General features: G+C 74.6%; 11 protein-coding genes. 10 read left to right on the top strand and 1 reads right to left on the bottom strand.

Annotation, left to right across the window (positions count from 1 at the left end):
* Positions 1 to 411: 411 nt before the first annotated feature.
* Entirely contained in the window at positions 412 to 2076 is a 1665-nt protein-coding gene (locus O4J56_RS16015; RefSeq protein WP_270686613.1) for a phospho-sugar mutase, read from the top strand.
* Positions 2077 to 2148: 72 nt separating this feature from the next.
* Here O4J56_RS16015 and O4J56_RS16010 read toward each other — a convergent pair whose 3' ends face one another.
* Positions 2149 to 2745, bottom strand: a complete 597-nt coding sequence (locus tag O4J56_RS16010) for an Lrp/AsnC family transcriptional regulator (protein ID WP_270686611.1) — start codon at positions 2743 to 2745, stop codon at positions 2149 to 2151.
* A 177-nt stretch (positions 2746 to 2922) separates the two neighbouring features.
* On the opposite strand from O4J56_RS16010, the gene O4J56_RS16005 reads away from it, so the two are divergent.
* The 9 genes from O4J56_RS16005 to O4J56_RS15965 all read left to right on the top strand — a co-directional run bounded on the left by O4J56_RS16005 (position 2923) and on the right by O4J56_RS15965 (position 13532).
* The gene (locus O4J56_RS16005) at positions 2923 to 3279 is read left to right on the top strand and encodes a hypothetical protein (protein ID WP_270686610.1); all 357 of its coding nucleotides are present in this window, start codon (positions 2923 to 2925) and stop codon (positions 3277 to 3279) included.
* Between the two features lie 281 nt (positions 3280 to 3560).
* Positions 3561 to 4598 (top strand): thiamine pyrophosphate-dependent dehydrogenase E1 component subunit alpha, encoded by a 1038-nt coding sequence (locus O4J56_RS16000; RefSeq protein WP_270686608.1) that lies wholly within the window; start codon positions 3561 to 3563, stop codon positions 4596 to 4598.
* Positions 4599 to 4606: 8 nt separating this feature from the next.
* A complete protein-coding gene (locus tag O4J56_RS15995) occupies positions 4607 to 5644 on the top strand; it encodes an alpha-ketoacid dehydrogenase subunit beta (protein WP_270686645.1) in 1038 nt (345 codons plus the stop codon).
* Positions 5641 to 6000 (top strand): biotin/lipoyl-containing protein, encoded by a 360-nt coding sequence (locus O4J56_RS15990; protein WP_270686607.1) that lies wholly within the window; start codon positions 5641 to 5643, stop codon positions 5998 to 6000. Before O4J56_RS15995 ends, O4J56_RS15990 begins: the two co-directional genes overlap by 4 nt.
* A gap of 19 nt (positions 6001 to 6019) precedes the next feature.
* Entirely contained in the window at positions 6020 to 6772 is a 753-nt protein-coding gene (locus tag O4J56_RS15985; protein WP_270686606.1) for an alpha/beta fold hydrolase, read from the top strand.
* 605 nt (positions 6773 to 7377) lie between these two features.
* Positions 7378 to 8448, top strand: coding sequence for a BMP family lipoprotein (locus O4J56_RS15980; RefSeq protein WP_270686605.1), 1071 nt, complete (start codon positions 7378 to 7380; stop codon positions 8446 to 8448).
* A 71-nt stretch (positions 8449 to 8519) separates the two neighbouring features.
* Positions 8520 to 10166 carry an ABC transporter ATP-binding protein gene (locus O4J56_RS15975; RefSeq protein ID WP_270686603.1) on the top strand — a complete coding sequence of 549 codons (1647 nt, stop codon included), beginning with the start codon at positions 8520 to 8522 and terminating at the stop codon, positions 10164 to 10166.
* A 481-nt stretch (positions 10167 to 10647) separates the two neighbouring features.
* Positions 10648 to 12225 carry an ABC transporter permease gene (locus tag O4J56_RS15970; protein ID WP_270686601.1) on the top strand — a complete coding sequence of 526 codons (1578 nt, stop codon included), beginning with the start codon at positions 10648 to 10650 and terminating at the stop codon, positions 12223 to 12225.
* The gene (locus tag O4J56_RS15965) at positions 12222 to 13532 is read left to right on the top strand and encodes an ABC transporter permease (protein WP_270686599.1); all 1311 of its coding nucleotides are present in this window, start codon (positions 12222 to 12224) and stop codon (positions 13530 to 13532) included. Before O4J56_RS15970 ends, O4J56_RS15965 begins: the two co-directional genes overlap by 4 nt.
* Positions 13533 to 13581: the final 49 nt, after the last annotated feature.

Raw genomic sequence — 13581 nt, 5'->3', positions numbered from 1 at the left:
TGAGCGCTGAGCCCCGCGTACGCGGGGATGGACCGGTCGCGTGCACGGTCTCGTGCGCGTCGTACTCCTGAGCCCCGCGTACGCGGGGATGGACCGGGCGTCCTCGCCGGGCCGGGGGGCGATGAGCGCTGAGCCCCGCGTACGCGGGGATGGACCGCGTTGTTGCGTCGGTGAACTCCAGATCGCAACCTGAGCCCCGCGTATGCGGGGTTGCCGTAGTAGGCGGCTGGCCGGCTGCTGCGGCCATGCGGCCTTGGGGTGGCGCGGCAGGCCGCGCCCGGCGATTCGGTGTGTTCGCTGGCGTATCCCTCTCGCTAGGGTCCAACGGCCGTTCTCCTTCAAGGCTTGCGGAGTAGGCTGGCCAACGCCCGGGCGACCGGGGCGCACCCTCTGCGTAAGAAAGGCGTTCGCATGGAGGAGACCACGGCCGTCCTGCGCGACCGTGCCCGCGAATGGCTGGCCCACGACCCCGACCCCGTCACCCGTGCCGAGCTCGTCGCCCTCCTGGACTCCGGTGACGACGCGGCCCTCGCCGACCGGTTCGGGGCCCACCTGGAGTTCGGCACCGCTGGCCTGCGCGGCGAGCTCGGAGCCGGGCCCAATCGGATGAACACCGCCGTGGCCATGCGCGCGGCCGCCGGGGTCGCCGACTGGGCCGGTCCCGGCGCCGTCGTCGCCGTCGGGTACGACGCCCGCCACCGCTCCGCCGACTTCGCCCGCGCCACCGCCGAGGTCCTCGCCGGGGCCGGGTGCCGTCCCGTCCTCCTCTCCGGCCCGCTGCCCACCCCCCTGCTCGCCTACGCCGTGCGCCGCCTGGGCGCCGCCGCCGGGGTGATGGTCACCGCCAGCCACAACCCTGCGCGCGACAGCGGCTACAAGGTCTTCCAGGGCACCGCCGGCGGCGCCGCGCCCGGCGAAGAGGGCGCGCAGATCATCCCGCCCGCGGACGCGGAGATCTCCGCCGCCATCGACCGGGCCCCCTTCGCCGACGAGCTGCCCCTCGGCACCGCCGTCGACCCGGCCCCCGAGGGGCTGACCGCCGACTACACCGCCGCCCTGGCCGCCCTGCCCATCGGCGACGACCGCGACGTGCGCGTCTGCTACACGCCCCTGCACGGCGTCGGCGGCCCGGTGCTCCGCGCCGCCTTCGCCGCCGCCGGCCTGCCCGCCCCCTACGGCGTCGCCGAGCAGGACGAGCCCGACCCTGACTTCCCCACCGCCCCCTTCCCCAACCCCGAGGAGCCGGGGGTGATGGACGCCGCCATGGCCGAAGGGGAGCGCGTCGGCGCCGACATCGTCCTGGCCAACGACCCCGACGCCGACCGCCTCGCCGTGGGCGTCCCCGGCGGGCGGCTGCTGACCGGTGACGAGGTGGGCGGCCTGATCGCCGAGCACGTGCTGCGCGGCACCTCCGGCCCCGACCGGGTGGTGGCCACCACCATCGTGTCGGCCGGGCTGCTTCCCAAGATCGCCGCCGCGTACGGCGTGCGCTGCGCCGAGACGCTCACCGGGTTCAAGTGGCTGGTCCGTGCGGGCGGCCCCGGCGAGCGCAACGTGTTCAGCTACGAGGAGGCCCTGGGGTACTGCATCGGCGGCGACGACGGCCGCCCGGTGATGGACAAGGACGGCATCGGCGCGGCCCTGGTCCTGGCCGGGATCGCCGCGCGCGCCAAGCGCGCCGGACGCACCCTGCTCGACCTGTTGGACGACCAGGCGCGCGCCTACGGCCTGCACCGCACGGCCCAGGTGTCGCTGCGGACCGACGACGCGGCCCGGATCGCCGGGGCCATGCGGCGGCTCCGGGACCGCACCCCGCGAGCCTTCGGGCCGCTGGAGGTGGAGGGGGTCGAGGACTTCGCCCCGGGGGCGGGCGGACTGCCGCCGACCGACGCCCTGCGCTACCGGCTGGGCGGCGGCGCGCGCGGGCGCGTGACGCTGCGTCCGTCGGGCACCGAGCCGAAACTCAAGGCGTACCTGGAGGTCGTGCTGCCGGTGGTCGACGAGATCGACGACGTGCGGCGGGAGGCCGACGGCCACCTGGAGGCGCTGAAGGAGGCCGTCGCCCGGGTGATGTGAGGGCGTACGGGCGGGCGGCGGCCGCCTCCGGGAGCGGGCCGGAGGCGTGCGTCCGCGGGCGGTGCCCCGCCGTCAGTCCTCGGCCGGGCGGACGACCGGGCGGTGCACCACCTCGTCGATGACGGTGAGGGTCTGGGTCGCGGTCACCCCCGGCAGCGACTGCAGCCGGGTCAGGATGAGGTCCCGCAGCTGGTCGGTGTCGGCGACGCGCACCAGCAGGACGATGTCGGCCGACCCCACCACGTACCAGCAGTACTCCACCTCCGGGTAGGACGACAGCACCTCCCGATTGGCCCTCCAGTCCGGCTGGCTGCCGGAGATCAGGACCAGGGCGGTCACGCCCAGCCCCATCCGGGCGTGGTCGGCGATCACCGAGTAGCCGCGGATGATGCCGTCGTCGGTCAGGCGTTTGATGCGGTTGTAGGCGGTCGCGCGGGACACGTTGGCCAGCGCCGCGATCTCGGTGATCCCGGTGCGGGCGTCCTCGGCCAGGGCGGAGATGATCACCTCGTCGGTGGCGTCGGGCAGCCGGGCGGCGCGCCGCGGGCGGGCGCGCGAGCGGTCCGGTACGGCCGCGGCGCGGGGGCGGTCGGGCTCGGCGTCGGCGCCGTTCACGGCTTCGGCGTCGGGCGGGGCGTCTGGTCCGGGTCGGGTGTCCCCGTGGGCCATGCGGCGTCTCCATGGGTGCGGGTGCTCAGAAACGAAGTACCAGGTATGAGACGTTTTCGTCCATTATCGTCTTGACCGGTGAGACGGGGCCGAACGGTTGGGCCCCGCCTACCATGGGACGGCGGCCGCCCCCTTCCGCGCTCCGTGCGGACGGCCGCCCCCGGGAGAGGAGGGGCCATGCCGGTCCCCGCCGAAGTGCGTGAGCGTGTCCGCGGCTTCCTGCCCGCGGGCGAGGACATCCGCTACATCTTCCCGGCCTCGTGGAACGAGACGGTCTTCTTCGTGTTCGTGGTCACCGACTCGGCCGTCACGGTGCTCTCCAACCGGTTCTGGAGCCGTACCCGCCCCAAGCGCATCTGGCACGTCTTCCCGCGCGGGGTGCGCATCGGCCCGGTGGAGACCAACCTCATCCCCGCCTTCGAGCTGGGCGGCCACACCTTCGAGGTGGAGGAGGAGTACGTCTCGGTGATCAACGCCTGCGACGCAGAGATCGCCGACGACGGCCTGCCCGAGGACCCCTTCCCCGACCTGTGACCCCCCGGCGCCCATCCCGCGGCGTCTCGCCCCACCCCCGTCCGTGGCCCCTTTCCGTCGCCTGGCGTTAGACGATCACGAACCGAAACGCCGATTTCGTCCGCCGCTGTTTCGACTTTGCCGCGATATCTAGCGCAACTGTCGATCCCGTGTCCAGAATCGGGGCACGTGGACCGATACGTCGCCGACCGTCCCGGGCGGACGGCCGGCGCACCGAAAGCGACACCGACCCGCCGACGCCGACACCGTAGGTCATGCCGGTGACAAGGGAGCCGCCCCTCATGACGACGCCGAGCCCCACCCCAGCCGGGCCCGACCCCCACCCGGGGTTCGGCCCCGACCTCGCGCGGCGCTGCTACCGCGAGATGCTCACCGCGCGGCGCATCGACGAGGAGGCGATCGCCCTGCAGCGCCAGGGCGTCTTCCCCGCCTACGTCTCGCTGCGCGGGCAGGAGGCCGCCCAGGTCGCCGGGGCGGCGGCGCTCGACGCCGAGCGCGACTTCGCCTTCCCGACCTACCGGGAGATGGGCGTGGCCCTGGCACTGGGCGTGGACATGGTCGGCTACATGGCCAGCCACCGGGCCCTGTGGCACGGCGGCCTGTACGACCCCATGGCCTCCCGATTCTCCAGCCTGAACGCGGTCGTCGGCGGCCCGGTGCCGCACGCGGTCGGCTGGGCGGTCGGCGAGCGGCTGCGCGGCGGGACCGGCTGCGCGATGGCCTACTTCGGCGACGGCGCCAGCTCCGAGGGCGACATCCACGAGGCCATGAACTTCGCGGCCGTCTACCGGGCCCCGGTGGTGTTCTTCTGCCAGAACAACCGCTGGGCCCTGTCGGTGCCCAACGAGCGGCAGGTCGCCGGCGGGTCGGTCGCCGCCCGCGCCCAGGGCTACGGCATGCCGGGCACGGCGGTGGACGGCAACGACGCCGCCGCCGTCCACCGCGCCACCGCCCAGGCGCTGGAGCGCGCCCGCGCGGGACAGGGCCCCAGCCTCATCGAGGCGCTCACCTACCGCGTGGAGCCGCACTCCACCTCCGACGACACCTCCCGCTACCGGGACGCCGAGGAGGAGCGCGCCTGGCGCGACCGCGACCCGCTGACGCTCCTGCGGGCGCGCATGGAGGCCGACGGCAGCGGCGACGCCGCCTTCTTCGAACAGGCCGAGCAGGAGGCCCGCAAGCGCGCCGAGGCCGTGCGCGACGGGGTGAGCACGGCCCCCGAGCCCGACGGCACCGACCTGTTCGCCCACGTCTTCCGCGAGCCCACCGAGGAGCTCGCCCGGCAGCAGCGCGTCTGGTACGAGGAGGTCCGCCCGTGACCGGCACGATGACCGAGGCGGCCGGCGCCGCCCGCGGCCCCGCCGCCGGGGCCGTGACCCGTGAGATGTCGATGCAGCAGGCGATCAACGCCGCGCTGCGCACCGTCCTCGAACAGGACCCCGACACCCTGGTCTTCGGTGAGGACGTGGGCGCCCTCGGCGGCGTCTTCCGGGTCACCGACGGCCTCCAGCGCGACTTCGGCGCCGAGCGCGTCTTCGACACCCCGCTGGCCGAGTCCGCCATCGTCGGCATGGCGGTGGGCCTGGCCATGAACGGCTGGCGGCCCATCCCCGAGCTGCAGTTCGACGGGTTCGCCTACCCGGCCGTGGACCAGATCGTCAACCAGCTCGCCCGGATGCACTACCGCAGCCGCGGCGCCGCCCCGATGCCGGTCACCCTGCGCCTGCCCAGCTTCGGCGGCATCCAGGCGCCCGAGCACCACGGGGAGAGCCTGGAGGCGCTCTTCGCCCACGTGCCCGGGCTCAAGGTGTGCGCGCCCTCCGACCCGCAGGACGCCTATCGGCTGCTGGTGCAGTCGGTGCGCTGCGACGACCCCGTCGTCTACATGGAGCCCAAGGCCCGCTACTGGGAGCGCCGCCCGGTGGACACCGCCGCCGGGGCGGGCGACATGCCGGTGGGCCGCAGCCGCGTGCTCCGCCCCGGGCGGCACGCCACGCTGGTGGCGTGGGGGGCCATGGTGCACCGGTGCCTGCAGGCCGCCGAGTACGCCGCCGAGGACGGGGTGGAGCTGGAGGTGGTGGACCTGCGCTGGCTCAAGCCGATCGACGCCGAGGGGCTGGCCGCCTCGGTGTCCCGCACCCGCCGCGCGGTGGTGGTGCACGAGGCGCCGCTGACCGCGGGCCTGGGGGCGGAGGTCGGCTCGCTGGTCACCGAGCGCGCCTTCGGCGCGCTGGCCGCCCCGGTGGAGCGGGTGGCCGGGTTCGACGTGCCCTACCCGGCCGGGCCGCTGGAGCCGCAGTACCTGCCCACCATCGACCGCATCCTGTCCGCCGTGCAGAGGACCCTGGAGTACGAGCGCCCATGACCGAGACCACCGAGCGCACCTTCACCCTGCCCGACCTGGGCGAGGGGCTGGTCGAGGCCACCGTTCTGGAGTGGCTGGCCGCCCCCGGCGACGCGATCGAGCGCAACGCCCCGCTGGTGGAGCTGGAGACCACCAAGTCGGCGGTGGAGATCCCCTCCCCGCACGGCGGCACCGTCGCCCGGCTGCACGCGGCCGAGGGCGAGGTGGTCCAGGTGGGGGCGCCCCTGGTCACCTTCGTGGTGGAGGTCCCGGCCGGGGAGGGCGGCGCGGGGGCCCAGTCGGGGATCGTGGGCCGCGTCCCGACGGAGGAGGAGCCGCCGCGGCGGCGGGTGCGCCTGCGCCCGCCGGAGGAGTGACACAGGGAAACGGTGAGTGATGGACCAGGTCTTCCCCGCAGGGGTGCCCATCCGGTGCGCGGTCGAGGGCGACCCCGCCGCCGCGGGCGGGGCGCCCCCCGTCCTGCTGCTGCACGGGTTCGGGTCGAACCACGAGATGAACTGGGTGCGCACCGGGTGGCCCGCGGCCCTGGAGGGCCGCGCGACGATCGCCCCGGACCTGCGCGGGCACGGCGGGAGCGGCAAGCCGTACGAGGACGACGCCTACACGCCCGAGCGGATCGCCGACGACGTGGTGCACGTCCTGGACGCCGTGGGCGCGGGCCGGGTCGACGTCGTCGCGTACTCGATGGGCTCGCGCAACGCCTGGGAGCTGGCGCTGCGCCACCCCGACCGGGTGCGGCGCCTGGTGCTGGCGGGGTTCGGCCCGAATGACCCCTTCGCCGGGGCCGACCTGCACGCGTTGGAGCGGGACGACTCGCCGTTCGGGAAGCTGTACCGGGTGGCGGGCACCCTGCCCGGCAACGACCTGGAGGCCTTGGCGGCCTGCGCGCGGGGGCAGGCGTCGCGGCCGTTCACCCCCGACCCGGTGCCGGGTGCGCCGATCCTGTTCGCGGCGGGGGAGCGGGACGCCGTGGCCGAGGACGTGGAGGAGCTGGCCGAGCGCTGCGGCGCCGGGGTGGTGCGGATTCCCAAGCGGGACCATGCGACCGCGGTGTCGGCGCGTGCTCTCAAGGAGGCCGTGCTGGACTTCCTGGCGGTGGAGGAGCCCGCGGGCAGCGGAGGGTCCTGAAAACGGAAGGCTCTGAGAGGCCGCCGCCGTCTTTCGGGGCGGCGCCTGCCCTTCCCGTCGCCTCCTCTTCTCGGCTCCGGGGGCCGACCCCGCCGTGCCCCATGTGAACCGTGTGGCCCAGGAGATGAATGAGGGCGGTGGAACGTCCGTATTCGGTGAAGCCGAGCGGGCGTTCCACCGCCCTTTCTCGTGCTCGTGGGCCCGGGGGCGTCCGGCTCCGCCCGTGGGCCCCGCCCTGCCGGACCGCTTCCCCGCCGGACCGGCGGAGCGGCCGGGCTTCCGGGCGTTTCGGGGGCGGGGCGCACCGTCGCCGCGGTGGGCCCGGGGCCCAGGGGAGCCGTTTCCGTTTCCTCCCTGTTTCGTCTTGATTCGGCTGAATCGCGGACGGTATTCGCGCGGCCCGTCCTTGTGACGGAACGACATTCATCCGACGTTTTTCCGGGATTCCGACAACACTCTCCTCTCGCCTTCGTAACAACCTTTCCGGTGCTAATGGTGGCAATTCCCCTAAACGGATATCGTCCGGCGGCATAGCCCGGCCGTTTCACGGCCCGGCGGCCGGCCCGCGAACCGGGTCGGCGCGGTGCTCGAAGGGGAGATGAACTGTGAGACGCACGATCGCCGCCAGGGGCGCCGCCGCCGTGGCGGCCGGGACCCTCGCCCTCGCCCTGTCCGCCTGCGACGACCCCGGGGGCTCCGGGGGCGACGGGGAGGGCGGCGGCGAAGGGGGCGGCGGCTCCGCCTCCGACCTGCGCGTCGGCCTGGCCTACGACATCGGCGGACGCGGCGACAAGTCCTTCAACGACTCCGCCTACCGCGGGCTCCAGCGCGTCGAGGAGGAGCTGGGCGTCGCCGAGGTCAACGACCTGGAGCCGAGCAAGGACGAGCCCGACAGCGCCAAGGTCGACCGGCTGCGCCTCATGGCCGACCAGGACTTCGACGTGGTCATCGCGGTCGGCTTCGCCTACGCCGAGCCGCTGCGCGAGGTCGCCCCGGACTACCCGGACGTGCACTTCGCCATCGTCGACGAGGAGATCGACGACCTCGACAACGTCACCAGCCTCGTCTTCGCCGAGGAGGAGGCCTCCTTCCTGGCCGGGGTCGCCGCCGCGCACACCACCGAGGAGGACCACGTCGGCTTCGTCGGGGGCGTGCAGACCCCGCTCATCGAGAAGTTCGAGTCCGGGTTCACCGCCGGGGTCGAGCACGTCGACGACGGCATCGAGATCGAGACCCAGTACCTGAGCCAGCCCCCGGACATGGGCGGGTTCCAGGACCCCGCGGCGGGCAAGTCGGCCGCCCGCAGCCAGTACGACGCCGGGGCCGACGTGATCTACCACGCCGCCGGGGCCTCCGGGAACGGCGTGCTGGAGGCCGCCGAGGAGGAGGAGAAGTACTTCATCGGCGTCGACAGCGACCAGTACGAGAGCGCCACCGACGCGCAGAAGCCCCTGGTCGTCACCTCCGCCATGAAGCGCATCGACACCGCGGTGTTCGAGTTCGTCTCCGCCGTGGCCGAGGGCGAGGTGGAGTCCGGCGTGCAGCGCTTCGACCTGTCCGACGGCGGCGTCGACTACGCCGACTCCAACGAGGAGGCCATGGGCGAGATCGGCGACGAGCTGGAAGAGGCCAAGCAGCAGATCATCGACGGGGAGATCGAGGTCTCCTCCTCCTGACGGGCACCGGGCGCGGACGGGGACCCCGTCCGCGCCCGGAAGGCGCGGAGCGGAGCACCGACGGGAGGAAGATGGGCAGGGCGCAGGCGGCCGGGGGGCAACCCCCTCCGGCGGTCGAGCTGCGGGGGATCACCAAGCGGTTCCCCGGCGTGGTGGCCAACCACGACATCGACATCGAGGTGGCGGCCGGGACCGTGCACGCCATCGTGGGCGAGAACGGCGCGGGCAAGTCGACGCTGATGAAGACCCTCTACGGGCTGCACCGGCCCGACGAGGGGACGGTGCGCGTCGACGGGCGGGAGGTGGCGCTCTCCTCCCCGGCGGACGCCATCCGCAGCGGCATCGGCATGGTGCACCAGCACTTCATGCTGGCCGACAACCTCACGGTGCTGGAGAACACCGTGCTGGGCGCCGAGGCCGCCCACGGCATCGGGGCGCGCGCCCGGCGGAGGGTCGAGGAGCTGTCCGGGCAGTACGGGCTCGGGGTGCGCCCCGACGCGCTCACCGAGGAGCTCGGCGTGGGCGACCGCCAGCGCCTGGAGATCCTCAAGGTGCTCTACCGGGGCGCGCGCATCGTCATCCTGGACGAGCCGACGGCGGTGCTGGTGCCCCAGGAGGTGGACGAGCTCTTCGAGAACCTGCGCGAGCTCAAGCGCGAAGGGCTCACCGTCATCTTCATCTCGCACAAGCTGGACGAGGTCCTGCGGGTCGCCGACACCGTCACCGTCATCCGCCGCGGCACCACCGTGGACACGGTGGACCCGGCGCGCACCACCGCGCGGGAGCTGGCGGCGCTCATGGTCGGCGGGTCGCTGCCGGTGCCGGAGCTGCGCGCGTCCACGGCGGCCGAGGAGGCGGCGCTGGAGGTGGACGGGCTGACCGTGCGCACCCCGGACGGGCGGGCCGCCGTGGACGGGGTGTCGCTGCGGGTGCGGCGGGGCGAGATCGTCGGCATCGCCGGGGTCGAGGGCAACGGCCAGTCGGAGCTGATCGAGGCGGTGATGGGCATCCGCCCGGCCGCCGCCGGGCGGGTGGAGCTGATGGGCACCGACATCACCGGCCTGCCCACCCGGGCGGTGCGCGAGGCGGGGGTCGGGTTCGTCCCGGAGGACCGGCACCGGCAGGGGCTGCTGCTGGAGGCGCCGCTGTGGGAGAACCGGGTGCTCGGCCACCAGACGCGGCCGCCCAGCGCGAAAGGGGCGCTGATCGACGCCGACGGGGCGCGGGAGGACACCCGCAGGATCGTGCGCGACTACGACGTGCGCACGCCCGGGGTGGACACCGCCGCCGACGCGTTGAGCGGCGGGAACCAGCAGAAGCTCATCGTCGGGCGGGAGATGAGCGGCGACCCGGTGCTGCTGCTGGCCGCCCACCCGACCCGCGGGGTGGACGTGGGCGCGCAGGCGGCGATCTGGGAGCACCTGCGCCGGGCGCGGTCGGAGGGGCTGGCCGTGCTGCTGGTCTCCGCCGACCTGGACGAGCTGATCGGGATGAGTGACCGGCTGCTGGTGATCCTGCGCGGACGGCTCGTCGCCGAGGCCGACCCGGGTCGGGTGACCCCCGAACGGCTGGGCTCGGCGATGACGGGCGTGTCCCTGGGAGACGAGTCCGACGAGGGCGGCGTACGCCCGTTGGCGGCCCCGGGAGAGGGCGGGGACGCGGAGCAGGACGCGGACCCCGCCGACGGCGGCGGCGACCGAAGCGGGGGCGACGCATGACCGGCGTGGCCGCCGTCGGCCTCCGATGCTGCACGGGTTCCCCGAGACCAATGGGACTCCGGACCAATGTGTCCACTGGGTCCACCGGAGGGCCGCTCCTGGGCGGGACACCGCCGAACCCCGAACAGCACCTTACGGATGCGGTACCGCAGAGGTTGCGATGCCGCCGGTGCGCAGTCGCCCGCCCGGTACGGCCGTCGCCGAGCACCGGGCGGGGTGGGCCCGATGACGTCCGCTGGAGTGGTGGGGCCCTCGGCGGGCGTGGCCGCCTCCGGCGGGCCTCCCCCGGCCCACCGCCGAAGGGCGCGGCGCCGGTCAGGGCTCCGATGGCGGACGTGACCCGCGTGGTGGACCCGCAGGGCCCGGCACGGGCGCTGAACGGGGCCGACTGGAACGGCTCTCCGGTCGGTCGCCTCCGGGGCAGCAAAGGCGGCCGGAACGGCCGCTCCGACGCGAACGGAAACAGAAGCGGAGGCGGCCGATGAGCGGCGCCGAGCACGGGCCGCCGGGCGGCGGACCGCCCGAGGGGCCGGACCGGCCCGAAGGGCCGCTGGGGCCCACGGAGCGGGAACCCGAGACCGCGCCCCGTCCCACGTCCTCCGAGGCGCCGCCGCGGGGCGGCCTCGTACAGGTCTGGCCCGGCATCGCCGGGGCCGCCGTCGCGGCGGCCGCGGTCACCTGGCTCCTGGACCTGTCCCTGATCGCCGCGGCGGCGCTGGCGGTCGCCGTCGCGGCCTCCTACCTCGCCTCGGTGCTCGCCCCGCGCGCGCTGCCCCCGGCCTTCGCCGCCGCCGTGCGCGACGGCGAGCCGCCGCTCATCCGGGGGGCCGTCCTGGTCCTGTCCCCGGTGCTGGGCGTCGCCGTCGGGCTCGCCGTGGCGGCCGTCGCGGACCTGTGGCTCATCGAACCGGTCTCCTACGCCCTCGGCGGGCTCGCCGGCGGGGCCGCCGCGCCGCTCGTCCACCGCGGGCTCAGCCGCGACCTGGCGCTGGCCGCGTCCGCCGTCGGGACCGCCGTGGTGCTCGCGGTCCTGGCCACCGCGGCCGTGCTGGTGGCCACCGGGGTGGACCCGCTGTTCGCGTTCGCCGAGATGCTCGGGCACGGCACCCGGCCCGACAGCCTCGTCAACATCGTCAACAACGCCTCCACCCTCTACCTGTCCGCGGTCGCGGTGGCCATCGGCTTCCGCATGCGGCTGTTCAACATCGGCGTCGACGGCCAGTACCGGCTGGCGGCGCTGGCCGCGGCAGCCGTCGGCGGGGCGGTGGCGCTCCCGCCGGTGCTGCACCAGGCCGTCATCATCGCCACCGCGGTGGCGGTCGGCGGGCTGTGGGCCGGGCTCGCCGGGTTCCTCAAGGTGGCCCGGGGCGTCTCCGAGGTGATCTCCACGATCATGCTCAACGCCATCGCCACCGGCATCACCGCCTACCTGCTCAGCACCGACCGGCTGGCGGTGGAGATCGGCGTCAACAACATCGGCACCAGCCCCATCCCCGCCTCGGGGTGGGTGCCCTCGGTGCCCATGGACTTCATGGGCTCGCGGGTCGACATGTTCGGCCTGGTGCTGCTCGCCGCCGCCGTCGGCGCCGGGTACTGGTGGATGCTGGAGCGCACCCGCTTCGGCTTCGACCTGCGCGCGACCGGGCAGTCGCCCACCGCGGCGCAGGCCAGCGGGGTCGACGTCAAGCGGATGGTGCTGCTGGCGATGGTCATCTCCGGGATGGTCGCCGGGCTGGTCGGCATGCCGCAGCTCCTCGGCGACTCCCACTACTACGCCCTGGACTTCCCCGCCGGGCTCGGGTTCATCGGCATCGCCATCGCGCTGCTGGGCCGCAACCACCCGGTGGGCATCGCGCTGGCCGCGCTGTTCTGGGGCTTCCTCGACCAGGCCTCCCTGGTGCTGGACTTCCGCGGCATCCCCAAGGAGATGGCGGTGGTCACCCAGGCCACGGTGGTGCTCACCGTGGTCGTCGTCTACGAGGTGGTGCACCGGTGGGGGCGCCGCTACGAGCAGCAGCAGGTCGGCAGGGAGCTGGGCCGGGCGGAGGTGGCCGCATGAGCCGGGACACGACCGCGGAGGCGCCGGCGGAGTCCGCGCCGCCGACGGCGCGGGCGGGCCGCCTGGACCGCTGGGGCGCGGTGTGGCGGCGGTGGCGGGTGCTCAGCCTGGTGCTCGCGGCGTTCGTCGCGCTGTCGGCGGTCCGCGAGATCAGCGGGCAGGACGCGCTGACCGCGAGCGGGACCGTGCAGACCATGCTGGCCTTCGCCGTGCCCATCGGGCTCGCCGGACTGGGCGGGCTCTGGGCCGAGCGCGCGGGCATCATCAACATCGGCCTCGAAGGGATGATGGTCTTCGGCACCTGGTTCGGCGCCTACGCTGCCTGGACCACCGGCAACCCGTGGGCCGGGCTGGCGGCCGGGATCCTCGGCGGCGTCGCCGGGGGGCTGGTGCACGCGGTGGCGACGGTGACCTTCGGCGTCGACCACATCGTCTCCGGCGTGGCCATCAACATCCTGTCCGTGGGCGCGATGCGCTACCTGTCGGTGCTGTACTTCATGGAGGCCCCCGGCGGCGGGGCGGGGCAGTCGCCGCAGCTGCCCGACTTCTCCCCGGTGGGGCTGCCGTTCGTCGCCGACCTGCTGCGGCCGGTTCAGGAGAGCGGCGTCTTCCTGGCGGCCGACGCGGCCGGGATCGTCACCGGGCTGACCACCGGGATGTCCGTGGTCACGCTCATCGCCCTGCTGCTGCTCCCGGTGACCTACGCGATCCTGTGGCGCACCCGGTTCGGGCTGCGGCTGCGCTCGTGCGGAGAGAACCCGGACGCCGCCGAGTCGCTGGGCGTCAACGTCTACGCCTACAAGTACGCGGCGCTGGCGGTCTCCGGCGGGCTGGCCGGGATGGGCGGCGTCTTCCTGGCGATGGTGGCCTCCTCGGTGTACCAGGAGGGGCAGACCGGCGGGCGCGGGTACATCGGCCTGGCCGCGATGATCTTCGGCAACTGGCGCCCGGGCGGGCTGGCCATGGGGGCGGGGCTGTTCGGGTTCACCGACGCGCTGCAGATCCGCGGCCAGGGGCCCGCGGTGCACGCCCTGCTCCTGCTGCTGGCGGGGGTGCTGCTGGTGGTCGTCCTGGGGGCGGTGGCGACGGCGGTGTGGCGCAGGCGGCTGCGCCCGCTCCGGACGGCCGCGGTGGCGGCGGCGCTCGGCGCCGGCCTGGGCGCCTGGTACCTGTTCACCGACACGGTGCCGAGCGAGGTCGTCATCGCCAGCCCGTACATCGCGACCCTGCTCGTGCTGGCGCTGGCCTCGCAGCGGCTGCGGCCGCCGGCGGGCATCGGGAGGCAGTGGCGCAGGAGGAGCGGCTGAACGGGGCCGGGGCCTCCTCCACGGGAAGGCCCCGGCCCCGCATGGGCGC

It is taken from the genome of Nocardiopsis endophytica (assembly GCF_027706725.1).
Classification (GTDB): domain Bacteria; phylum Actinomycetota; class Actinomycetes; order Streptosporangiales; family Streptosporangiaceae; genus Nocardiopsis_A; species Nocardiopsis_A endophytica.
The sequence above is the reverse complement of the archived record's forward strand: the minus strand, read 5'-3'. Positions and strand labels throughout refer to the sequence as shown.

Excerpts from the sequence above, each read along its gene's own strand:
- O4J56_RS15970 (WP_270686601.1), top strand. The coding sequence starts at position 10,648 with ATGAGCGGCGCCGAGCACGGGCCGCCGGGCGGCGGACCGCCCGAGGGG.
- O4J56_RS16010 (WP_270686611.1), bottom strand. The coding sequence starts at position 2,745 with ATGGCCCACGGGGACACCCGACCCGGACCAGACGCCCCGCCCGACGCC.
- O4J56_RS15995 (WP_270686645.1), top strand. The coding sequence starts at position 4,607 with ATGACCGAGGCGGCCGGCGCCGCCCGCGGCCCCGCCGCCGGGGCCGTG.
- O4J56_RS15985 (WP_270686606.1), top strand. The coding sequence starts at position 6,020 with ATGGACCAGGTCTTCCCCGCAGGGGTGCCCATCCGGTGCGCGGTCGAG.
- O4J56_RS15990 (WP_270686607.1), top strand. The coding sequence starts at position 5,641 with ATGACCGAGACCACCGAGCGCACCTTCACCCTGCCCGACCTGGGCGAG.
- O4J56_RS16015 (WP_270686613.1), top strand. The coding sequence starts at position 412 with ATGGAGGAGACCACGGCCGTCCTGCGCGACCGTGCCCGCGAATGGCTG.
- O4J56_RS15975 (WP_270686603.1), top strand. The coding sequence starts at position 8,520 with ATGGGCAGGGCGCAGGCGGCCGGGGGGCAACCCCCTCCGGCGGTCGAG.
- O4J56_RS15965 (WP_270686599.1), top strand. The coding sequence starts at position 12,222 with ATGAGCCGGGACACGACCGCGGAGGCGCCGGCGGAGTCCGCGCCGCCG.
- O4J56_RS16005 (WP_270686610.1), top strand. The coding sequence starts at position 2,923 with ATGCCGGTCCCCGCCGAAGTGCGTGAGCGTGTCCGCGGCTTCCTGCCC.
- O4J56_RS16000 (WP_270686608.1), top strand. The coding sequence starts at position 3,561 with ATGACGACGCCGAGCCCCACCCCAGCCGGGCCCGACCCCCACCCGGGG.